This window comes from Streptomyces sp. NPDC096132, from assembly GCF_044763345.1.
Lineage (GTDB): Bacteria > Actinomycetota > Actinomycetes > Streptomycetales > Streptomycetaceae > Streptomyces.
The window spans coordinates 19492-40836 of the sequence record NZ_JBIWGA010000008.1; the positions used below are offsets into that span (position 1 = coordinate 19492).

Annotated in this window: 15 protein-coding genes; 9 read left to right on the forward strand and 6 right to left on the reverse strand. The window is 72.2% G+C overall.

The annotated features are described in order from the left end of the window. Positions 1–165: 165 nt before the first annotated feature. The 6 genes from ACIRF9_RS20155 to ACIRF9_RS20180 form a co-directional block, all read right to left on the reverse strand. Entirely contained in the window at positions 166–1392 is a 1227-nt protein-coding gene (locus ACIRF9_RS20155; protein WP_403823689.1) for a ketosynthase chain-length factor, read from the reverse strand. Continuing rightward, a complete protein-coding gene (locus ACIRF9_RS20160; protein ID WP_403823691.1) occupies positions 1389–2669 on the reverse strand; it encodes a beta-ketoacyl-[acyl-carrier-protein] synthase family protein in 1281 nt (426 codons plus the stop codon). Before ACIRF9_RS20160 ends, ACIRF9_RS20155 begins: the two co-directional genes overlap by 4 nt. Next, positions 2666–2992, reverse strand: a complete 327-nt coding sequence (locus tag ACIRF9_RS20165) for a TcmI family type II polyketide cyclase (RefSeq protein ID WP_403823694.1) — start codon at positions 2990–2992, stop codon at positions 2666–2668. Before ACIRF9_RS20165 ends, ACIRF9_RS20160 begins: the two co-directional genes overlap by 4 nt. 13 nt (positions 2993–3005) lie before the next feature. After that, entirely contained in the window at positions 3006–4493 is a 1488-nt protein-coding gene (locus ACIRF9_RS20170; RefSeq protein ID WP_403823696.1) for an FAD-dependent monooxygenase, read from the reverse strand. A gap of 341 nt (positions 4494–4834) precedes the next feature. Next, a complete protein-coding gene (locus ACIRF9_RS20175) occupies positions 4835–5695 on the reverse strand; it encodes a hypothetical protein (RefSeq protein ID WP_403823699.1) in 861 nt (286 codons plus the stop codon). A 130-nt stretch (positions 5696–5825) separates the two neighbouring features. Further along, on the reverse strand, positions 5826–6563 hold the full coding sequence (locus tag ACIRF9_RS20180) for a TetR/AcrR family transcriptional regulator (protein ID WP_403823701.1): 738 nt from the start codon (positions 6561–6563) through the stop codon (positions 5826–5828). A gap of 119 nt (positions 6564–6682) precedes the next feature. On the opposite strand from ACIRF9_RS20180, the gene ACIRF9_RS20185 reads away from it, so the two are divergent. The 9 genes from ACIRF9_RS20185 to ACIRF9_RS20225 form a co-directional block, all read left to right on the forward strand. Next, positions 6683–7282 (forward strand): NADPH-dependent FMN reductase, encoded by a 600-nt coding sequence (locus ACIRF9_RS20185; RefSeq protein WP_403823704.1) that lies wholly within the window; start codon positions 6683–6685, stop codon positions 7280–7282. A 30-nt stretch (positions 7283–7312) separates the two neighbouring features. After that, a complete protein-coding gene (locus ACIRF9_RS20190; protein ID WP_403823706.1) occupies positions 7313–8902 on the forward strand; it encodes an MDR family MFS transporter in 1590 nt (529 codons plus the stop codon). A gap of 274 nt (positions 8903–9176) precedes the next feature. Further along, entirely contained in the window at positions 9177–10295 is a 1119-nt protein-coding gene (locus ACIRF9_RS20195) for an NADH:flavin oxidoreductase (protein ID WP_403823709.1), read from the forward strand. A gap of 213 nt (positions 10296–10508) precedes the next feature. Continuing rightward, positions 10509–10760 (forward strand): hypothetical protein, encoded by a 252-nt coding sequence (locus ACIRF9_RS20200; protein WP_403823712.1) that lies wholly within the window; start codon positions 10509–10511, stop codon positions 10758–10760. A 503-nt stretch (positions 10761–11263) separates the two neighbouring features. Further along, a complete protein-coding gene (locus tag ACIRF9_RS20205; protein ID WP_403823715.1) occupies positions 11264–11575 on the forward strand; it encodes a response regulator transcription factor in 312 nt (103 codons plus the stop codon). Between the two features lie 218 nt (positions 11576–11793). Then, positions 11794–13170, forward strand: a complete 1377-nt coding sequence (locus ACIRF9_RS20210; protein ID WP_403823718.1) for an acyltransferase domain-containing protein — start codon at positions 11794–11796, stop codon at positions 13168–13170. Between the two features lie 76 nt (positions 13171–13246). Further along, a complete protein-coding gene (locus ACIRF9_RS20215) occupies positions 13247–19360 on the forward strand; it encodes an SDR family oxidoreductase (RefSeq protein ID WP_403823721.1) in 6114 nt (2037 codons plus the stop codon). Next, a complete protein-coding gene (locus ACIRF9_RS20220) occupies positions 19360–20814 on the forward strand; it encodes a cytochrome P450 (protein ID WP_403823724.1) in 1455 nt (484 codons plus the stop codon). Before ACIRF9_RS20215 ends, ACIRF9_RS20220 begins: the two co-directional genes overlap by 1 nt. Further along, the coding region (locus ACIRF9_RS20225) for a hypothetical protein (protein WP_403823727.1) at positions 20811–21345 on the forward strand (535 nt) is incomplete at its 3' end. The genes ACIRF9_RS20220 and ACIRF9_RS20225, both read left to right, overlap by 4 nt.

Here is a 21345-nt window from a genome sequence, read left to right on the forward strand (position 1 = left end):
GGAGGCGGTCACGCCCGGCCCTCCGTGCGCCGTCGTGACCACCACCGCTCGCCGTGGGACCGGGGCCGGACCTCACAGTGCCGAACCCTGCGAAACGGCTGAGCGGAGCAAGGGGGCAGCATGCTGCTGCGAGAGGAGGGGCCGGAGCGACAGGCCGGGGCTGCTCTACGCCGCGGCGCGGACCACGGCCGCCGAGTTGTAGCCGCCGTGGCCGCGGGCGATCACCAGGGCCGTGCGCACCGGGGCGGTCCGCTCCTCGCCGACGACCAGGTCGAGGTCGTGGTCGGGGGAAGGGGAGATGCCGATGGACGGGGGGATCACCCCGTCGCGCATGGCGAGGAACGCGGCGGCCAGGTCCAGCGGCGCCGCCCCCGAGTACAGCCGCCCGGTCATCGTCTTGGGCGCCGTCACGGGCACCGCCCGCGCCCCGAACACCTCGGTGATCGCCTCGGCCTCGATACGGTCCAGCTCGGGGATCGCGGCCGCGTCGGCGAACACCACGTCGATGTCGCCGGGCTCCTCCCGGGCGTCGGCCAGCGCCAGCTCGATCGCCTTGCGCAGACCGGGCGCGCGCCCGCTGCCCGGCCGGGGGTCGAGCGTGGCGCCGTAGCCCGCGATCTCGCCGTAGATCTGCCGCGCGCCACGGGCCCGGGCCTGTTCCAGTTCCTCCAGGACGAGCAGGGCGCCGCCCTCGCCGGGCACATGGCCGCTGGCCGCCGTGTCGAAGGGGAGGTAGGCCCGCTCCGGGTCGCGGCTGGTGCTCAGCCGGTTGCTCGCCATCTGCGCGACCCACCCCCACGGGCAGATCGAGGCGTCGACGGCGCCCGACATCACCAGCCGGGTGCCCTTGCGGATCTGCCGCCTGGCCTGGGCGACGGCGTCGAGGCCGCCGGCCTGGTCGCTGACGACCACACCGCTCGGGCCGCGCATGCCGTTGCGGATGGAGATCTGGCCGCTGTTGACGGCGTAGAACCAGGCGAAGGACTGGTACGCGCTGACGTACCGGCCGCCCTTGCTCCACAGGGCCTGCAGCTCGCGCTGGCCGAACTCGAAGCCGCCCGACGAGCTGGCCGTGATCACGCCCATCTCGAACTCGGGCAGTTCCTCGGGGCGCACCGCCGCGTCCTGGAACGCCCAGTCGGCGGCCACGAGCGCGAGCTGGGTCATCCGGTCGGTCTGCGGCAGCAGCCGGCCCGGCAGATGCTCCTCCGCGACGAACCCCTCGACCTCACCGGCCAGTTGGGCCGGATAGCGGTCGGGGACGAAGCGGGTGATCCGGCCGATGCCGCTGGTCCCCTTGCGGGTCGCGGCCCAATACGCCTCCGTGCCCAGCCCGTTGGGGGCGACGACGCCCAGCCCGGTGACGGCGACCCTGGCACCCGTCGCGCTCATGCTGCCCTCCGATCGGGGCGGGCGAGCACCATGGCGCTCTGGAACCCGCCGAAACCACTGCCCACCGACAGCACCGCGTCGGTCCTCCAGTCCCGCGCGGTCACCGGAACGTAGTCGAGGTCGCACTCGGGGTCGGGTGTGTGCAGATTGGCCGTGGGCGGCACGACATGGTGCTCCATCGCCAGCGCGCTCGCCGCGATCTCGATCGAGCCGATCGCGCCCAGCGAATGGCCCACCATGGACTTGATGGAGCTGACGGGCACGCCGTACGCGTGCTCGCCCAGGCTGCGCTTGAACGCGGCCGTCTCGTGCCGGTCGTTCTGCTTGGTGCCCGAGCCGTGCGCGTTGATGTAGTCGACGGCCTCGGGTGCGAGACGGGCCTCGTCCAGGGCCACCCGGATCGCCTCGGCCATCTCGCGTCCGTCGGGGCGCAGACCCGTCATGTGGAAGGCGTTGCTGCGGGTGGCGTACCCGGCGATCTCCGCGTAGACATGGGCGCCGCGCCGCCGGGCGCTGTCCAGCTCCTCCAGCACGAACACGGCCGAACCCTCGCCCAGCACGAAGCCGTTGCGCGTCCCGTCGAAGGGGCGCGAGGCGTGCTCCGGGTCGTCGTTGCGCGGGGTGGTCGCCTTGATCGCGTCGAAACAGGCCACGGTGATGGGCGAGATCGGGGCGTCCGCCGCGCCGGCCACCATGACGTCGGCCGAGCCCTCACGGATCAGCTCGGCGGCGTAACCCACGGCGTCGAGACCGGAGGTGCAGCCGGTGGAGACCACGGTGGTCGGGCCCTCGGCACCCACCGACCAGGCCACCTCGGCGGCGAACGAGCTGGGCACCAGGTAGTTGTAGAGGTGCGGCACGGCGTATTCGTGGTCGACGAGGTCGAGCCGCCCGCTGTCGCTGACGGTGCGGTACTCCTGGTCGAGGCCCATCGTCGCGCCGACGGCGCTGCCGATGGTCACACCCGTGCGGTGCGGGTCCAGGGACGCGAACTCCAGGCCGCTGTCCGCGACCGCCTCCCGCGCGGTGACCACCGCGAACTGCGCGGCCCGGTCCATCCGCCGGATCTCCTGGGCCCCGAGGCCCAGCAGTTCGGCGTCGAAGTCCACCTCGGCGGCGATCTGCGAGCGGAACGGCGACGGGTCGAAGAAGCTGATGCGCCGGGTGGCGGTGCGGCCGTCGGAGAGCAGGCTCCAGAAGTTCTTGGCGCCCACGCCGCCGGGCGCGGTGACCCCGATGCCGGTGATCACGACCCGTCGGCCGTGCGGGCCGCTCACAGGGCGGTCCAGTGGTAGAAGCGCTGCGCCATGGCGTCGGCGGGGGAGCGCCAGGTGGCGGGGTCGTAGGCGGTGATGAACGGCTTGAGGTCCTCGCTGATGCCGATGAACCGCGGGTCCGTCTTCGCCTCCTCTATCCGCTCGCCGCCGTCCTCGGAGTCGAAGTCCTGCAGATGGAAGTACAGCCCGCGGTACGAGAAGAGCTGCCGGCGCCGGGTGCCCATCGCGTGCGGCATGTCCGTGCCGTCGAACTCGCCGAAGAGGCGGGCCACGTCCTCGGCCGAACGGGGTTCCATCCGGGCCACGATCAACGTGCTGTGCATGAGTCTCTCCTTGTCAGAACTGCTGGGTCCGGGTCGGCCCGAACCAGCGCTCCAGTGCCATGGGCAGGTCGTGATGGCTGCCCGGCGCGGCCCAGGCCACATGTCCGTCGGGCCGCACCAGGACCGCCGAGGTGCCCGAGAGCGCGCTGCCGGCCAGGACGCCGTGGGGCTCCGCCGTGACGATGTCCAGCCGGTCCGCCCAGCCGGCCGCGCGGTCGCGGAGGACGGCGTTGTCCTCCAGGTCGAGCAGCACACCCCGCCCCGCGCGCAGCAGTTCGGTGCTGCTGGTCTTGCGCCGGTCGCCCACCAGCTCCAGATGCGGCATGCGCAGCCCCAGCAGCGGGTGCCTGCCCGGGCCGACGTCGTAACGGATCTCCAGGCCGCTCACCATGCCGGCGAGATGGCGGCTGACCTCCTCGTAGCGGATCAGCTCGGCCAGCACGTCGCGCAGCGGCTGGACCTCCTCGCCGCTGAGGAAGAGCAGACCCTGGGCCTTGGTGTTCATCATCAGCCGCTCGCCCACCGGGTACCGCTCGCCGTGGTAGGTGTCGAGCAGTGCCTCGGGCGCGGTGCCGCGGACCACGGCGGCCAGCTTCCAGCCCAGGTTCACGGCGTCCTGGATGCCGGTGTTCATGCCCTGGCCGCCGGCCGGCAGATGGATGTGCGCGGCGTCCCCGGCCAGCAGCACCCGGCCGCGCCGGTACGCGGTGACCAGCCGGGTCGCGTCGCCGAACGCGCTCACCCACTCGTGCTCGGCGTGCGAGATGTCGATGCCGGTGATCCGCTGCCAGGCCGCGGCGACCTCCGCGTAGGCGGGCGGCTCGGTGCGCCGGCGGGGCGGGGTGCCGCGCTCGCAGACGATGATGCGGGTGACCCCGCGGTCGCCGAGCGGGCCGCACATCACCATGCCGCCGGGGTACGTCTCGCCGATCAGACGGGGTGTGAGGTCCACGCCCTTGATGTCCGCCAGGTACATCTCCATGGTCGCGGCGGTGCCCGGGAAGTCGAAGCCGGCGGCCTTGCGCACGGTGCTGCGGCCGCCGTCGCAGCCGACGAGGTAGGGAGCCGTCAGCCGGCTCTCCTCGCCGTCGGGGCCGCGCACCCCGACCTCGACGTGGTCGCCGTGATCGCGCAGGCTGACCAGCTCGTGGCCGCGCCGGATGTCGACACCCAGCTCACGCACCCAGCCTTCGAGCATCGTCTCGGTGTCCGACTGGGGCACGGTCTTGGCCGCCTGGTGGATGCTGTCGAGCACACCGAAGTCGACCGGCAGGCCGCCGAAGTGCCCGGCGTTGCTCGTGCCCATGTCGCCGAAGCGGTGCAGCAGGCCGCGCTGGTCGAAGACCTCCATCGTCCGGGTGGTGAATCCCAGTCCGCGGGACTCGCCGGTGCGCTCCTCGAGCCGGTCCAGCACGATGACGTCGATCCCCGCGAGGCGTAGTTCCCCGGCGAGCATGAGTCCGGTGGGACCCGCGCCGGCGACGATGACGGAAGCGTCCATGGATGTGTCCTCCGGGGGCGTCGGAAGGGTGGATACGACGAGGCGGCGCACCGGAAGGGGAACATCGGTGCGCCGCCTCGGACGGGCCGCTTTTGTCGGCCGTGATGTGTGTGCCGGATGAATCGACACAGTGCTGCGGAAGCTAATGAAGAGCTTCTTCGGAATCCCCGCCGATGTCAATGCAGATTTTCCAGTTCGACCACAAACTTGTGTCAAACCCGTGTCAAGTCGGGTCTGTGGGCGGCCAATCAAAATTCCATGGGCGGCCAATAAAAAGAAGCTCCGCCCGGGTGTTTCACCCTGGCGGAGCTTCTATTTTCCGGTAGTTCCCCCGGCACCGGTCAGGCGCGGGCGCCGAGCGATGCGTGGATGTCCTGCTCGTGGTAGTAGGTGCGGCCGTTGCGGGCCCGGCGGCGCCAGCGGTCCTCGCTGGCGCGGCGGTACACGCTGCCGGGCGCGATGCCCCACAGCAGGGCGATGTCGCGGGCGGTCATCCAGCGGACAGCCGGCTCCCGCGACTCTTGCTCGGGAGTGGACCGCTCGCCGCGCCGCAGCCAGTCCCGACCGGACCAGCGGTGCCCTGGATCGGTGTCGCAGCCGATCTCCACACCGGTCCCGGAGCCGTCGGGCCGGGCCGCCGCCGTCAGCACGCCCGAGCAGTCGGGCACCACGCAGCCGCCCACCGGGACCCGGTGCCCGGGGCGGGGTTCGATCACCCGGCGGGCCCGGCGGACACAGTCGGTGACCTCGTCGGACAGCTCGCCGGCCGCCGGATGGGCGGCGAGCCAGTCGGTGTGCCGCAGCAGGAACGCGGCGATCTCCCGCGGGGTGTCGCGCGGGGCGCCGGCACTTCGCTCCTCGATCACCAGTGCGGCCCAGGAGCGCAGGATCCCGAGGATCGCCGTGCGGGCGTCGGCGGCCGCCGTGTTGAAGGGCATGCCGGGCAGCGGGCCGCCGGAGGTGCGGTCCCGGGGTCGGTCGGCACCGGTGAGCAGCTGTCCGCACTCGTCGTACAGGCGCGGCAGCCGCCGCAGATCATGGGTGAGCCGGAGCCGGCAGGTCGGGCAGAGCCGGCTGCCGGCGGCGGCGAGATCACGGGCCCGGCCCGCCTCCTCGCCGCGTCGGCAACGGGCGCCCTCGCACTCCAGCGGCTCTGTCGTCGTGCATGTGGTCTTCGTGGTTTCCGTGAATCCGTGTGTCATTTCCCCCACCGCCTCGAAGTACGGCGAACCTATTTCGCGGATTCCGGTAGGGACAAGAGAAGGCCCGCTACATGTATTTTCTCTGTAGCGGGCCTTCGCTTTTTCTGAGTGTGCTGTTCCGGATATGTGGTCAGACCGACAGACGGGCCGCGATGCCGTCGAGGACGCAGTCCAGGCCGGTCTCGAACTGCCACAGCAGGTCGTCCTTGCGGTCGGCCTCGCCGATGTAGCGCGCGTACATCGGGAACCGGCCGGTGCTCATCAGCCAGGCCATCTGCGAGGCGAGTCCCGAGCGGGCCTCCTCGCGGCTGGCCCAGCCCCGCACGCGCAGCAGCTGCGTCAGGCCGACCTCCGAGTCGACCGCGCCGTGCACATACGCGGTGACGGTGCTGTAGACCGCCATCGCCGTGTCCGCGTCGAGCCCCAGGCCGTCCAGTGCGTCCAGCGCGGCCTCCGGTACGGCCAGCTGGTTCGGGGTGGGCGCGCACCAGGTCGCCCGGGTCACCCACGAGTGCCGCAGCAGGACCTCCCGGGTCCGCAGGGCCAGCGTGCGCATGGTCGTGCGCCAGCCCTCCGTGCCGTCCGGCAGGTCCAGTTCGCCGTAGACGAAGTCGACCATCAGTTCGAGGAGTTCGTCCTTGCCGGTGACGTAGCGGTACGCGGCCATGGGCGCCACGCCGAGTTCGGTGGCCAGGCGTCGCATGGTGACCGCGTCCAGTCCCTCGGCGTCGGCGATGCCGACCGCCGCCCTGGCGATCCGCTGCGGGGTGAGCGTGGTGCGGGGGGCCGGTGTCGGCCGTTCGAGGCGTTCCCACACGGAGACGTGGTCCCGCTCGTCGGTCTGTACCTGTCTCTCCTGGGAGGCCATCGCATGGGTTCCTTCCGCCGGACGTCGCTGTGTACAGCGTATCAGGAGTGGACAACGTACACGCGGATGTGTACGTTGTACGTCGAGGATACGGCGTACACACCCCGGAGGTGCTTTCCATGGCTGACGCGACCGGCGGCCCCCTGCGGACCGCGGTGATCATCGGCAGTACACGGGACGGGCGGTTCGGGCCGGTCGTCGCCGACTGGATCACCGAACACATCGCCCAGCGCGACGACCTGACGGCCGATCTCGTCGACCTCGTCGACACGCCACTGCCGACCGTCTTCCCCGCCTACGGCCAGACCCCCTCCGACGAGGTACTGACCCAGCTCGGCGCGGTGTCGCCGCGGCTCGCCGAGGCCGACGCCTTCGTGATCGTCACCCCCGAGTACAACCACAGCTTCCCGGCGCCGCTGAAGAACGCCATCGACTGGCACAACGAGCAGTGGCACGCCAAGCCGGTCGGCTTCGTCTCCTACGGCGGCCTCGCCGGCGGCCTGCGCGCCGTCGAACAGCTCCGGGTGGTGCTGGCGGAACTGCACGCCGTCACCATCCGCAACACCGTCAGCTTCCACAACTACGGCGAGGTCTTCGGCGCGGACGGCAAGCCCACCGACCCCGGCTGCGACGTCGCCGCCAAGGCCATGCTCGACCAGCTCACCTGGTGGGCGCACGCCCTGCGCGAGGCCAGGCGTGTCCGTCCGTACGCCGTCTGACGTCCCGCGACTCGTGACCTGGGGACAGCGATGAACGACACCCCGACACCCACCCCGACCCCCGCTCCGGCGCCCGACCGGCCCGCCCTGCCCCGGCTCGGCGTCTTCGGACTGATGCTCGGCATCTTCCTGGCGACGCTCGACGGACAGATCGTCAGCACCGCGCTGCCCACGATCGTCGGCGATCTCGGCGGCCTGGAGCACTTCTCCTGGTCGGTCACGGCGTACCTGCTCACCATGGCCGCCGCCACCCCCCTGTGGGGCAAACTCGGCGACCTCTACGGCCGCAAGGGCGCCTACACCAACTCCGTGGTGCTGTTCCTGATCGGCACGGTGTTGTGCGGCCTGGCACAGAGCATGGGACAGCTCATCGCCTTCCGGGCCGTCCAGGGCCTCGGCGCCGGCGGCCTGATGGTCGGGGCACTCGCGGTCATCGGCGTGCTGGTGCCCCCGCAGGAGCGCGGCCGTATCCAGTCCATGGTGGGCGTCATGCTGCCGGTGTCGTTCGTCGGCGGCCCTCTGCTCGGCGGATTCATCACCGACTACATGGACTGGCGCTGGACGTTCTACGTCAACGTCCCCGTCGGCCTCGTCGCCCTGGTGGCCGTCGCCAAGGGCGTACGGCTGCCCGCGCAGCGCGTCACAGGACGGGTCGACTACCTCGGCGCGACCCTGCTGACCACCGGCATCCTGGCCCTCACCCTGCTCGCCGGCTGGGCCGGCACGACCTACGCGTGGACGTCCTGGCAGATCGCCGCGCTGGCGGTGGCGGTCGTGCTGAGCCTGGCCTGGTTCGTCCGCGTCGAACAGCGTGCCGCCGAACCCATCACGCCGCCCCGGCTGTTCACCAGCCGGGAGTTCACCCTCGCCCAGGTCCTCAGCTTCCTGGTGGGCGCCGTCCTGGTGTCCGTCATCAACTACCTTCCGCAGTACATGCAGTTCGTCCAGGGCGCCTCGTCCACGGTCAGCGGCATGCTGATCCTGCCGCTGATGCTCGGCATGCTGACGGCCCAGCTGACCACCGGGCGGCTGATGGACCGCGGGGGACTGGACCGCGTCGTGCCGCTCACCGGCGGCACCGTCACCGTCGTCGGCGCGCTGCTGCTGCTCGTGCTCGGCACGGACACCCCGCTCGCCGCGGCCTCGGCACTCACCCTCGTCGTCGGGATCGGCGTCGGGATCCTCATGCAGAGCACCCTGCTCACCACCATGAACCACGCCGCCCCGCGCGACATGGGCGCCGCCACCGGCACCGTCACCCTGGTGCGCACCATCGGCGGCTCCCTCGGGGTCGCCGTCCTCGGAGCCGTGCACAGCAGCCGCATGGCGGACGTCCTGGCCGAACGGCTCGGCTCCGGCACCGAGGAGCGGCTGATCACCGGCGGCGAGCTGACCCCCGCCCTGCTGAAGGACATGCCCGACGGTGTACGCCGCACCGTCGAGGACGCCGTCAGCAGCGGACTGCACGGTGTCGTGGTCGGCGCGGCCGTGCTGTCGGTGGTCGCGTTCGTCACCGCGTGGTTCATCCGCGCGACGCCGACCCCCGCCCCGGCCCCGGCGGCGACCCTGCCCGGAAGCGCCCCGGGGAAGGACACCGTGCCCGCTCCTCCTGCGGACTGAGCGCGGGCCGGGCCCGCGCCGGGGCATCCCGGAGACGGGCGGCCGGGCTCGCGCCGGGGCATCCCGGGGAAGGGCGGCCCGGCTCGCCGCCACCGGGGCGTCCCGGGAACGGCGGCCTGGCCCGCCACGACCCGGGCGTCCCGGGGAACGGCGGCCCGGCCCGCCCCCGGCCCGCACCACCCCGGTTTCACCAACCCACCCAAGCCGCCGACCGCACGGTGTAATCCAATCCCCCGACGCCGTGCGGTCGGCTCCCTACCGAAGGCAGACACCGATGCCCACGAATCCGGTCCAGCGTGCCCAGGACATCCTGGTCCGTCCCTTCTCCCTGGGAGGTCTCAGCCTGCCCAACCGTGTCGTGATGGCGCCGATGACGCGCGAGTTCTCCCCCGGGGGCGTACCCGGCGAGGACGTGGCCCGTTACTACGCCCGGCGGGCGGCCGGCGGCGTCGGCCTGATCATCACCGAGGGCACGTACGTCGGCCACGACTCCGCGGGCAACAGCTCCCGGGTCCCGCACTTCCACGGCGACGAGGCGCTGGCCGGCTGGTCCGCGGTGGCCGACGCCGTCCACCAGGAGGGCGGCAGGATCATGCCGCAGCTGTGGCACGTCGGCATGGACCGCACCCCCGGCAATCCGCCCGTGCCGGACGCCCCGCGGATCGGCCCGTCCGGCATCGCCCTGGACGGCACGCACTCGGGTCACGCGATGACCCAGGCCGACATCGACAACGTGGTCGCCGCCTACGCCTCCGCCGCGGCCGCCGCCGAAGCCGTGGGCTTCGACGGGGTCGAGATCCACGGCGGACACGGCTACCTGATCGACCAGTTCCTCTGGCCCCACACCAACCGGCGCACCGACGGCTACGGCGGTGACGTCGCCGGCCGTGCCCGCTTCGCCGCCGAGATCGTCGCCGCCTGCCGGGCAGCCGTGTCCGAGGAGTTCCCGATCTCCTTCCGGCTCTCCCAGTGGAAGGTGAACCACTACGAGGCACGCGTCGCCGAGACCCCGCAGGAACTCGAGACCCTCCTCGGCCTGCTGGCGGAGGCGGGCGCGGACATCTTCCACTGCTCCACCCGGCGCTTCCACCTCCCCGAGTTCGAGGGCTCCGACCTCAACCTCGCGGGCTGGGCGAAGAAGGTCTCCGGCAAGCCCGCCATCAGCGTCGGCGCGGTGGGTCTGAGCAACGAGTTCCTCCAGGTGTTCCAGGGTGAGCAGGCCCGCGTCACGGACCTCGCGGAACTGCTCGACCGCATGGAGCGTGACGAGTTCGACCTCGTGGCGGTCGGCCGGGCCCTGCTGGGCGACCCCGAGTGGCTGGCGAAGGTACTCGCCGGGCGCCACGACGAGCTCACCCCCTTCCATGTGGGCCTCGTCGGCAGCCTGAGCTGAGCCGTACGACCGCCGGCCGGCGAGCCCCGCTGCTCCGTGCGAAAGCCGGTCGGCCGGCCCCGTCGCTCCAAGCGAACCCCCTCCGGCGAGCCCCCGTCGCTCCGGAGGGCCGCCGGAGCGACGGGCCGCGGCCCTCAGGCGTGGACGCAGGCCCGCTGTTCCAGAGCCGTCGACGTGCTCCCACGCGACCGCTTCCTCAACGGAGGACCCCAGGTGAACCCTCGTTCGTTCGTTCTGACCTCGGCCACGTTCGCCATCGGCACCGCCGTCGCGCCGTCCTACGGCGTCGCGCTGACCCGCCGGCTGGTGGCGGCCGCCGGCGCCGCCGCCGTCACACCGGTCGCCCCCGTCGCCGTGACCCCGCCGGCCCCGCCGCACCAGCGGGGCCGGGCGCTCGCCGTCGTCGCCGCCGGAGTCGCGCTGCTGCCGTCGCCCTGCTGGCCTGTGTCGGCGACTTCGCACTGATGCCGTGGACCGGGTCCGGGCTTCCCGGCGCGCTCCTCGCCGTCGGCGTATATGGCTCGCGCACCGGATCATCCGGCTCCGGAAGGAACCCGAGACGGCGGCCGACGGCCTCGAGCCGGTCCTCGACTCCCCGAGCGGGAAAGGGCGTTGACCGGTTTTCCGTGACAAAGTGATTTCTCCATTCCCCCATGGAAACCAGGCGCCGGTCTTGCTAGTGTGTAGGCGCAGCTCCGCTTACCGGACAGGTTCAAGTTCCCCGGCATCCACGGGAATCAGCCGAGTCCAGCGGCGATCGGGCCATGAAATCCGGCCAACGGCGCCGACGTCGACGGAGTGTGTCTTCCGCGCGGCCGGGTGAGCGGCCCCGATCATCGACGATCAGGTGATTTCGCCGCCCGCCCTCACACGAGGCCGCACGGTTCCGGGGTACCCGTCAGTGCGGTGCCCCGTTGATCAGCAAAGGGGGAATGTTGATCGCCCTGCTCTCTGAGACCAGGCATGAAGTGGCGGACAACAGAGGGGAGTCCGGACAGGAATGGAGACGCATCAGCTCGCTGATCGGTGAAAGCGGTGCCGACTGGGTGGCCGACCCCGTGCGCCGCATCGAGGAACTCACGGACCGCGAATTCGACGTGTTCATCCTCCTCGGCCGGGGGCTGTCCAACCAGGCCGTCTCGGCGTCCCTCCACGTCACCGAACGCACGGTGAAGTCCCACGTCACCCACATCCTCGCCAAGCTGCGCCTGGACTCACGGCTGCAGGCCGGCCTGGTCGCGCAGGCCTATACGCACCGGGTCGCGCTCAGCTCGCGGTGAGGGCGTGACGGTCACGTCGTACTTTCGTCCGGTGCGCCACGCACCGGAGAGATGGTTGACTTATTCAGTACCTGATCAAGCTCCTCAAGTCTCGTGTTCCGCAAGTGTATTGACGCTTCAAATCGAGTGGAGTCACAACGGGGATGACGACAGACGATACGGCGGTTCTCTTTCCGGGCCAAGGCGGATTCGACGGAGCGGCGCTGCGTGCCGCCAGAATGAAATACCAGCAAGTCGACCAGACTTTCAAGGCAGTTGACACGGTCGCCGAGGAAATCTTCGGGAGCGCGGTCTCCACCGCCCTCTTCGAAGGCACCCCGATGACCGCGGAAGAACTCCTGCGACAGCCGACCTGGGTGTCCCAGCTGGCGATTTACAGCAGCGATGTGGCAGCCTGGCGCATTCTGCGGGAAAACGGTCTGCGGCCGCGATTCCTCGTGGGCCACAGCCTCGGCGAGATCGCGGCGCTCGTCGCCGCCGAGGCGTTCTCGGTGGAGGACGGCGCGCGCGTGGTCGCCGAACGCCTTCATGTCCTTCAGGCGGCGCGGCCCGCCGTCGGCCGGATGGCGGCACTGGCGCTCGACGGGCGGCGAGCGCGGCATCTGCTCGGACTGCTCGACGACCCGGCCCTGGCGGTGGCCGCCGAGAACCACGACCGGCAGACGGTGATCAGCGGGCCCGAGCGCTCCGTGCTGGCCGTGCTGCGCGTCGCCCGTGAGCTGAACGCCGGCGGCCTGCTGCTGAAGTCGCCGTTCGCGTTCCACAACCCGGCGCTGGAGCCCCTGCGGGCACCGCTCGCCGCCCGGATCGCCCGCCTGCCCCGGCAGGCGCCGCAGGGAGCGGTGTACTCGCCGATCCTGGGCCGGGCGTACCGCGCGGACGACGACCTGGCCACCCTTCTCGCCGAACACCTCGTCAGGACGGTCGACTTCGCCGGGACGGTGCGCGAGCTGCACGACCGGGGCGTCACCACGTTCGTCGAGGCGGGCGGGCTCGGCTCGCTGGGCCGGTGTGTCCGACGCGTCCTGGGCGACGCCGCACAGGTCACCGTCCGGTCGACCTTCACGCTGGACTCGGCCGGACGGCTGGGCGTGGAGGAGGCCATCGCCGGGCTGCCCGATTCCGGGCCGTCCGACTCCGGTCCCGAGTCCTTCGAGCGGTTCTGGGCGGCGTACGGCACGCAACTCGTCGAGCGCGTCCGGGCGCGGATGTCCGCGGAACCCGCCGCACTCGCCGCGCCCGCAGCTCCCACAGTTCCGGTTGGGCCCGCCGTGCCTGCCGGTCCGGTGCAGGTGCCGTCCGTCGCGCGCCCCGAGCCCGTCGGCCGGGCGGAGCTCCTCGCCACCGTCCGGGCGCTGTACGCGCAGGCGCTGGAGTATCCCGAGGAAGTCTTCACCGAGGACGTCCTGCTGGAGGCCGAACTCGGCATCGACTCCGTCAAACAGGTGGAGCTGCTGAACCGCGTCACCGGTCGCTACGGCATCGTGCCCACGGACAGCGGCTTCCGGCTGTCCGACTGCGACACCGTCGGCAAGGTGGTCGATCTGCTGCAGGCCCATTTGACGGGCGGCGACCTGTCCGTCGCCGCCGCCTGAGCGACCCACCCCGACCGGGCGCCGCGGGCCGCCGCGCCGCCCGGTCCCGGACCGCGCGACAAGGAGCAATCCCGCGATGCAGCAGCTCAGGGGCAGAATCGCCCTGGTCACCGGCGGTGCCAGGAACATCGGCCGGAGCGTGGCCAGGACCCTCGCCGAGCGTGGCGCCCACGTCCTGGTCAACTACTTCCACTCCCACGACGAGGCCCTGCGCACCCAGGCGGAACTCACCGCCCTCGGTGCCCGGGTCGATCTGATCAGGGCCTCCGTGGCACGACAGGACCAGGTCGACCGGATGTTCGCCGAGATCGACGAACGCTTCGGTCATCTCGACATCCTGGTCAACAACGCGGCGAACGGCGCGCTGCTCCCGCTCGACCGGATCACCGACGCCGACCTCGACAAGGCCCTCGACACCAACTACAAGGGGAGCCTGCGCTGCGCGCGGGCGGCGGCGCCGCTCATGGCCCGGCGGGGCGGCGGCTCGATCGTCCAGATGTCGGCTCTCGGCAGCTCCCAGATGGTGATGGCCAACTACCTGGCGTGCGCGCCGGCCAAGGCCGCGGTCGAGGCCGTCACCCGTTATCTGGCGGTGGAGTTCGCCCCGCTCGGCATCAGGGTCAACACCGCGTCCGCGGCCATGCTGGTCAGTGAGGTGGCCGACGCGTTCCCGGATGCCGAGGCGCTGCAGGAGGTCATCCGGGATGCCACGCCGCTGGGCCGGCTCGGCACACCGGAGGAGTTCGCCGCCCTCGTGGCCTTCCTCGCCTCGGACGAATCCCGCTGGATCACCGGCCAGACCATCCTCGCCGACGGGGGACTGTCCCTGGGGGCGGCACTCCTGTCGCCACCGCGAGGAAAGCCGGGGGCTGCGCGGGTGCAGGAGCAGGGCGGTACGACGGCGGGGCCGTCGACCGACGAGATCCTTGCCGCGTCCGCCGGACCTGCCACGAACGTCGAACCACTCGCGGACGCCGAACCCGCCACAGCCGTCGAACCCGGCGTGGCCGGCGGTGCCGTGGACGACGACATCGCCATCGTCGGCATGGGCCTGGCCGTCGCCGGTGCCAACAGCCCCGAGGAGTTCTGGGAGTTGCGCACGACCGGAGCGGACCTCTTCGCCCCCGTGCCCGCGGACCGCTGGGAGCGCTCGACCTTCCATGCCGCCGACCCCTCGGCGCTCGACAAGTCGTACCAGGACACCTGTGTCTTCATCACCGACTTCCGTCCGGTCGCCGGAGCCGTCGACACGATGGACCCGACGGAAGACCACGAGTTGACGACCACCTGGCTGCGCCACAGCCTGGTACAGGCGCTGAGCGGGGTACGGCGCGCCCCGTCTGCCCGCCATTCCTTCCTGGTGGGCTACACCCCCGACGGCAGCCAGCACCTGGAGGAGGCCGGAGTCCTCGCCGGCACGGACGCACGGGCCCGGCAGATCGTCGGCGCGCTGGACCTCACCGCCCCGCAACGCGAGCACCTCCTGGACGCGGTCCACGACACCCTGGCCCGGCGGTACCGGCATGGCGCACACGCCCCGGAGAGGTTTCTGCCGCACCGGGTCGGGCAGCTGGCGATGGCGGGCGTCCTGCCGGCCGACACCGAGCTGCAGATGATCGACACCGCCTGCTCCTCCTCGCTCTACGCCATCGACATCGGCGCCAAGGGCCTGTTGAGCGGCAAGCACGACATCGCCGTCTGCGGCGGCGCGTTCGCCCTGGCCCCGCGCGGCACCGTGCTGTTCTCCAAGCTGCAGGGCCTGTCCCGGCGCGGGGCGGTCCACTCCCTGGACGCGGACGCGGACGGCGTGATCTTCGCCGACGGCGCGGGCGTCGTCGTGATGAAGCGCCTTCGCGACGCACGGCGTGACGGCGACCGGATCCTCGGCGTGCTCAAGTCGGTCGGGGCCTCCTCCGACGGCCGGGGCAAGGCGATCTACGCGCCGAACGCGGCCGGACAGGACCTCGCGGTCCGCGCGGCCTTCGCCGAGGGCACCTCGCCCGCCGACGTCGACTGGATCATCGCCCACGCCACGGGCACCCCGGCCGGAGACCTCGCCGAGTTCACCACCCTGCGCGAGCACTTCGGCAGGACGCGGCCGGCGTACGTCACCTCCAACAAGTCCCTGATCGGTCACACCGGGTGGGCGGCCGGCGTCGTGTCCGTCATCGAGGCGCTGCTGGCCATGGAGCACGGCACGATCCCGAAGCAGTTCCGGTTCACGCGGGCGCCCGAGTCGTTCCGCCTGGACGACACCCTGCTGGAGATCCCGACCGAGAACGTACCCTGGCCCGCACCGGCCGACCGGCCCCGTACCGTCGCCGTGTCCGGCTTCGGCTTCGGCGGCACGAACGCGCATCTCCTCGTACAGGAACATCGTGTGTCGGAGCACCGCGTACCGGAGCACCGCACCCGGGCCCTGCCTCCCGGTGCCCCCGTCGGCGCCGAAGACCCGGTGGTCGTCGTCGGATGGTCCGCCCACGTCCCCGGCCTCGACCGGGACGGTGTCGTCGAGTGGCTCGCCGGGCGGGGCGACGGACCGGCCGAGAGCTTCGGCTCCGCCTACCCGACGCCGCCCCTGCACCGGGTACGGCTGCCTCCCGCGACGGTCCGCGCCATCGACCGCTGCCAGCTGATGATCCTGGAGTGCGCGCACGACCTGCGGGGCAGGCTCACGGAGTTCTGGGACGCCACCACCGCGTCGACCGGTGTCTTCGTCGGCCACATGGGCCCCACCCGAGCGGCCATGCTGTACGCCAACCGCTGCTTCCTCGACGACATCGACAAGGCCCTCACCGAGGACCAGGCCACGGCATCGCTGCCCGGACTGCCCGAGCTGCTGACGGAGCTGCGCCGGCTCGTGCGCGACGAGATACCGGCGTCCACCGAGGACGCGTTCCCCGGCATGATGCCCAACGTCATCTCGGCCCGGGTCGCCAACTACTTCGACCTCAAGGGCCCCAACATCACCCTCGACTCCGGGTACGCCTCGAGCCTGACCGCCATCGAGACGGCCGCGCGGTATCTCCGGGCCGGCCGGCTGGACTTCGCGCTGGCGGGCGGCATCAACGGCAACAGTCTGCCGGAGTACGCCACCCTGCTGGCCGGGCTCCCCGAGGGCGTGGCCGATGCGCGACTCGCCGAGGGCGCCGTCCTGTTCGCCCTCACCACCGAGTCCAGGGCCCACGCGGAAGGGCTGCCGATCCTCGGCCGGGTCGCGGACCTGACGGTCGGTGACACACCACCCGGCGACCACCGCATCGACCTCCTGCCGCCTCCGCCGACCCCGGCGGGCACGAGTCCCGCCGCGTCCGTCCCGGCCGCACCCGCCAACGCCCGCTACCTGGGCGCCGCCGGCGCCCTGGGCGCCCTCCAGGCCCTGCTGGGCAGGCCCGGCACGGTGGACATCACCTGCGCGACCGGCAGCCCGAAGAGCACGGTCCGCCTCACCCTCGACATCCCCGCCGAACCGGACCCCGAGCGCCTGCCCGCCGCCTTCCTCGACGGCGAGCGGACGGCCACGGGCGAAGCCCTGCGGACGGTTCGTCACGTGGCGGAACTGACCGAGCTGACCGAAGTGACCGACCCGACCGGTCCCGATCCGCACGAGCGCGTCCCCTTCCTGCCACCCGGTGTCGTCGTCCTCACCGACCTGCCCGACCTGGAAGCCTCCCTGCGGCACCTGCCGCCCGACGCGACCGTCCTGTGCACCGCGCCCATCAGCGTGACCCGGCCCGGTCGGCACCACCTGCCCCACCCCACCCCGGAGGCGGTGCGCGCGGCGCTCGCGGACCACGGCCCCGTACGGCATCTGCGGATCGTCACCGATCTCGCGCGCTCGGCGCCACCCTCGGACTCCACCGGCAGCCGGGACGGCCTCGCCCCGTCCCTCACCGCCCTCCACGACACGGCGTTCCTGGTCCTGCAGACCGCCCACACCGACCTGGCGGCCGCCGGATCGTCGTTCCTCACCCTTCTCCTCGGCGCCGTCACCGACGGTGTCCCGCACGCCTGCACCGGCCTGTTCTCCGGACTGGTCAAGTGCGCGGGCCTGGAACTGCCCGACGCCCTGACCTTCCTGCTGGCCACCGACGAACGGGGGCCGCGCAAGGGTGCCCTGCTCGTGGAGCGGGAGACACGGGCCGTACGCACCTTCCCCGTGGTCGTCCACCGGGACGGCCGGCGCTACGCCCCCACCCTCCGTCCTGAGAAGGCCCTGCCCGGAACCAGGGAAGGGAAGAGGGAAGGGAAGACCGTCGCGGCCCGCCTCGGCCCCGAGTCGGTGGTGGTCGCCGCCGGCGGTGCCCGTGGCATCACGGCCGCGGTGGTGAGCGCCCTCGCCGAGCACTTCCGTCCGCGGATCTATCTGCTGGGCAGCAACCCGCTGGACGACTACCCCGACGACGTCTTCGACGGGGACGACGACACGTTCGCCGCCGGCCGGCAGTCGTACATCCGCGAGCATCTCGCGGCCGGCGGCCGCACGGTGGCGGACATCAACCGCGCCTTCGACCGGCTGCTGGACGCCCGCGCGGCCCGCCGCACCCTGCGCCGACTGGAGGAGTACTGCGGACCCGGCCGGGTCACCTACCTGACCTGCGACGTCCGGGACGAGGGGGCCGTAGCGCGGGCCGTGGACCGGGTGCTGGCCGAGCAGTCGGCCGTGGACCTGCTCATCAACGCGGCCGGACGCAACCGCTCCGCCCTGATCAAGGACAAGGACTTCGCCGAGTTCCGGGCGATCCGCGACCTGAAGACCCTCGCCTACCGCAACCTCAAGCGGGCGTTCGCCGACCGGCCGCCGGCGATCTGGTGCAACTTCGGTTCCCTGCTGGGCCACTTCGGCCAGCTCGGCGAGCCCGACTACGCGGCCGGCAACGACTACCTGGCGACGGCCGCCGCGTCGGCCGCCGCACAGGGCGCCGACGAGTTCACCGTCGGCTGGACACTGTGGGGCGGCGTCGGGATGGGAGCCGGCGAGCTGACCGAGGCGTACTTCCGACGCGGCGGGTCCTACAGTCACATGCCGGTGGGCGAGGGCATCCACCACTTCCTGCAGGAACTGCACGCGGACCGCCGCAGGGCGTCGGTGGTGCACATCGGCGCGGCGGAACGCGAGACGGTCGAGCGCTTCTACCCCGGCTATCTCGCGTCCGACGCGGCCGAGCCCGCCCTGCCCGCCGTGCCTGCCCTGTCCGCCGTGCCCGGCAAGGGCGCGTTCTACCTGCGCCGGCCGGTGTCCGCCGACGCCGACTCCGCGGTCTTCGCCTGCGCCTTCGACCTGGGCACCGACGGCTACCTCGCCCACCACACCGTCCGCGGCGTACCGACCCTGCCGGGCACGTTCGTCGTGGAGATCGCCGTGGAGGCCGCACGCCACCTGGTGCCCGGCCTGCGAGCCGTAGCCCTGGAGGACCTCCGGTTCGAGAACTTCCTGCGCGTCCACCCGGGCGCCCGCCCCGCCCCCAAGAAGATCACCGGCCGGGTGGTGGACCGCGGGGACGACGTCACCGTCGTCGAGGTGTCCGTCACCGGAGACGTACGGGCCCCCGGCGGCGTCCTGCTGGTCGAGGACAAGGTGCACTTCACCGCACGGGTGCTGCTGCGCCGCGACCCACCCGAGGCCCCGTCCTGGCGGCACTGGGACGACGCCGACGACATCCCGGTCGTCGATCCCTACCACGTACCGGCGTCCCCGGTGTCCCTGACCGGTCCCTTCGTCTCCACCGGACGCACCCGGCTGCACCCCCTGGGCAAACGGTCCGTCTACCGCGCCGCCCTCGCCGAGCGTGACCCCGCCCTGTCCCGGTTCCTCACCCCGGCGATCCTGCTCGACGGCCTGGCCCGCACGGGGGTCCTGCACCTGGAGGACGGCCGGCTCGTGCCCATCGCCGCACCTCTGTCCATCCGCCGGGTGGACCTGTACGAGGAGGCCAACGACATCGAACTGACCAGGCGGTACGGCCGGCTCCACCTCTACGCCACCCCGCCCGCCTTCGACATGACGGGACCCGCACCCGACAACCGGTTCGTCGCCGTGACACCGGACGGCCGGGTCGTCGTCCAGATGCAGGACATCTCCGCCACCGTCGTCGGCTACGTGGACGCGGACTCCGGGCGCCTGTACTCCCCGGACAAGCGGCCGCTTCCCGACCCGGCAGACACCGAGACGCTCAGGAAGGCCGGCTGATGGGGGACCGCACGACGACCACCGACCCCGTGGAGGAGCGCCGGCACAGGGCCCCGGGGCCCACCGGCAGTGTGCTGTTCGGCGCGCTGAGCAGCTTCAAGAAGGACACCCTCCGTCTGCTGACGGAACTTCAGCGCCAGTACGGCGGCGTGGTCCGGATGAAGATGGGGCCCTACCTGGTCCACCAGGTGACCGCGCCCGAGGCGGTCCGGCACGTCCTTCAGGACAACGCGCGGAACTACGTGCGCGGCAGGTTCTACCGGGGCTTCCACCTGTTCTTCGGGCGGGGCATGCTGACCACCGACGGCGCAGAGTGGCGGACCCGCCGCGCGGTCAGCCGGCCCTTCTTCCACCGGGCCGCGCTGCGGGCCCGGTCAGCCACCGTCACCGACACGGTGGAGGAACTGCTGGAGCGCTGGGAGCCCCACGCGGCCTCCGGCGAACCGGTCGACATCACCGACGACATGATGTGGCTGGCGATGGGCGTCCTCGGCCGCATGCTGTTCGGCGTCGACCTGCGTCAGTACGCCGACCGGCTGCTGCCCGCGGTCCGCTTCTCCCTGAAGGCCATGATCCTCACCGGCGAGGTCAAGCAGCTGCTGCCCCGCTGGGTGCCCACCACGTACCAGCGCCGGCTCAGGCGGCACCAACGGACCCTCAACGACGTCATGGACGAGATCATCGACCTCCACCGGCGCGGCGGGGGAAGCCCCGACAGCGTGGTCGCCGCCCTGCTGAAGGCCACCCACGAGGTCACCGGCGAGCCGTTCACCCAGCGGCAGATCCGCGCCGAGCTCAAGACCCTGTTCCTCGCGGGCCACGAGACCACCGGCTGTGCTCTCGCCTGGACGCTGCACGCGATCGCCCGGCACGACGACGTCCGCACCAGGCTCGACGCCGAACTGGACGCGGTGCTCGCCGGCCGGGTGCCCACGGCCGAGGACCTCGACGAAATGCCGTACCTGCGCGCCGTCGTCGACGAGTCGCTGCGCCTGTATCCGCCGATCTGGCTGTTCCCCCGGGACACCGTGGCCGACGACCACATCGCCGGCCACCACGTCCCGGCCGGCAGCACGGTGCTCGTCCCGGTGTACGCCGCCCACCACAACCCCGCCGTCTGGGACGACCCCGAGACCTACGCCCCGGAGCGGTTCTGCCCCGCGCACGCGGGCACGGCCACGAACGGCGGCAGCCGGACCGGGAGCACGCCGCGGCAGCGCGACCGCTACGACTACTTCCCGTTCGGCGGCGGTGCCCGCAAATGCATCGGCATGGACCTCGCCCTGCTGGAACTGCGGCTCGCCGTCGCCATGGTGGCGCAGCGCTACCGGCTCCGGCCGGCCGAGGGCCACCCGGTCCGCCCGACGGCCCTCGTCTCCCTGCGCCCGCAGCCCGGCGTCGTCGTGCACATCGGGCACCACGACCCGGCCGAGCGGAAGGCACCCCCGGCATGAGCCGCCCCGCCCCGGCCCGGCCCACGGAGACCCGCCCCGTGGCGCCGGTGCGGCGCGTCCGCTGGCGGACCGTCACCGAACCCGACCTGCCGGCCGATCCCGCACCGGCCCTGCGCGGAGCCAAGGTCCTCGTGCTCGGCGGAACGCCGCCGCTCGCCCGCGCCGTCACCGAGGCCCTGCGTACCGCGGGGGCCGAGGCCCGCACCGACGAGGAGGGCGTCTGGCCGGTGCCCGGCGAGGTGCCCGACGGCCTGCTGGACCTGGGCCACGCCGAGCCCTTCGTACCCGGGGAACACCACGGCTACCGCCGCGCGCTGCTGCGCTCGGTGACCGCGCTCCGGGCCTGCTACCCGCACTGGCGGAAGGAGCGGGACGCCCGCCGCCTGTTCTACGTCGCCGTCACCTACCTCGGCGGATCCATGGGGTACGACATCCCCGACGCCTCCGACGCCTCCGACGCCTCCGACGCCTCCGACGCCTCCGACGCCTCCGACGCCTCCGACGCCTCCGACGCCTCCGACGCCTCCGACG

Excerpts from the sequence above, each read along its gene's own strand:
- ACIRF9_RS20215 (WP_403823721.1), top strand. The coding sequence starts at position 13,247 with ATGCAGCAGCTCAGGGGCAGAATCGCCCTGGTCACCGGCGGTGCCAGG.
- ACIRF9_RS20170 (WP_403823696.1), bottom strand. The coding sequence starts at position 4,493 with ATGGACGCTTCCGTCATCGTCGCCGGCGCGGGTCCCACCGGACTCATG.
- ACIRF9_RS20195 (WP_403823709.1), top strand. The coding sequence starts at position 9,177 with ATGCCCACGAATCCGGTCCAGCGTGCCCAGGACATCCTGGTCCGTCCC.
- ACIRF9_RS20220 (WP_403823724.1), top strand. The coding sequence starts at position 19,360 with ATGGGGGACCGCACGACGACCACCGACCCCGTGGAGGAGCGCCGGCAC.
- ACIRF9_RS20185 (WP_403823704.1), top strand. The coding sequence starts at position 6,683 with ATGGCTGACGCGACCGGCGGCCCCCTGCGGACCGCGGTGATCATCGGC.
- ACIRF9_RS20165 (WP_403823694.1), bottom strand. The coding sequence starts at position 2,992 with ATGCACAGCACGTTGATCGTGGCCCGGATGGAACCCCGTTCGGCCGAG.
- ACIRF9_RS20190 (WP_403823706.1), top strand. The coding sequence starts at position 7,313 with ATGAACGACACCCCGACACCCACCCCGACCCCCGCTCCGGCGCCCGAC.
- ACIRF9_RS20180 (WP_403823701.1), bottom strand. The coding sequence starts at position 6,563 with ATGGCCTCCCAGGAGAGACAGGTACAGACCGACGAGCGGGACCACGTC.
- ACIRF9_RS20175 (WP_403823699.1), bottom strand. The coding sequence starts at position 5,695 with ATGACACACGGATTCACGGAAACCACGAAGACCACATGCACGACGACA.
- ACIRF9_RS20210 (WP_403823718.1), top strand. The coding sequence starts at position 11,794 with ATGAAATACCAGCAAGTCGACCAGACTTTCAAGGCAGTTGACACGGTC.
- ACIRF9_RS20155 (WP_403823689.1), bottom strand. The coding sequence starts at position 1,392 with ATGAGCGCGACGGGTGCCAGGGTCGCCGTCACCGGGCTGGGCGTCGTC.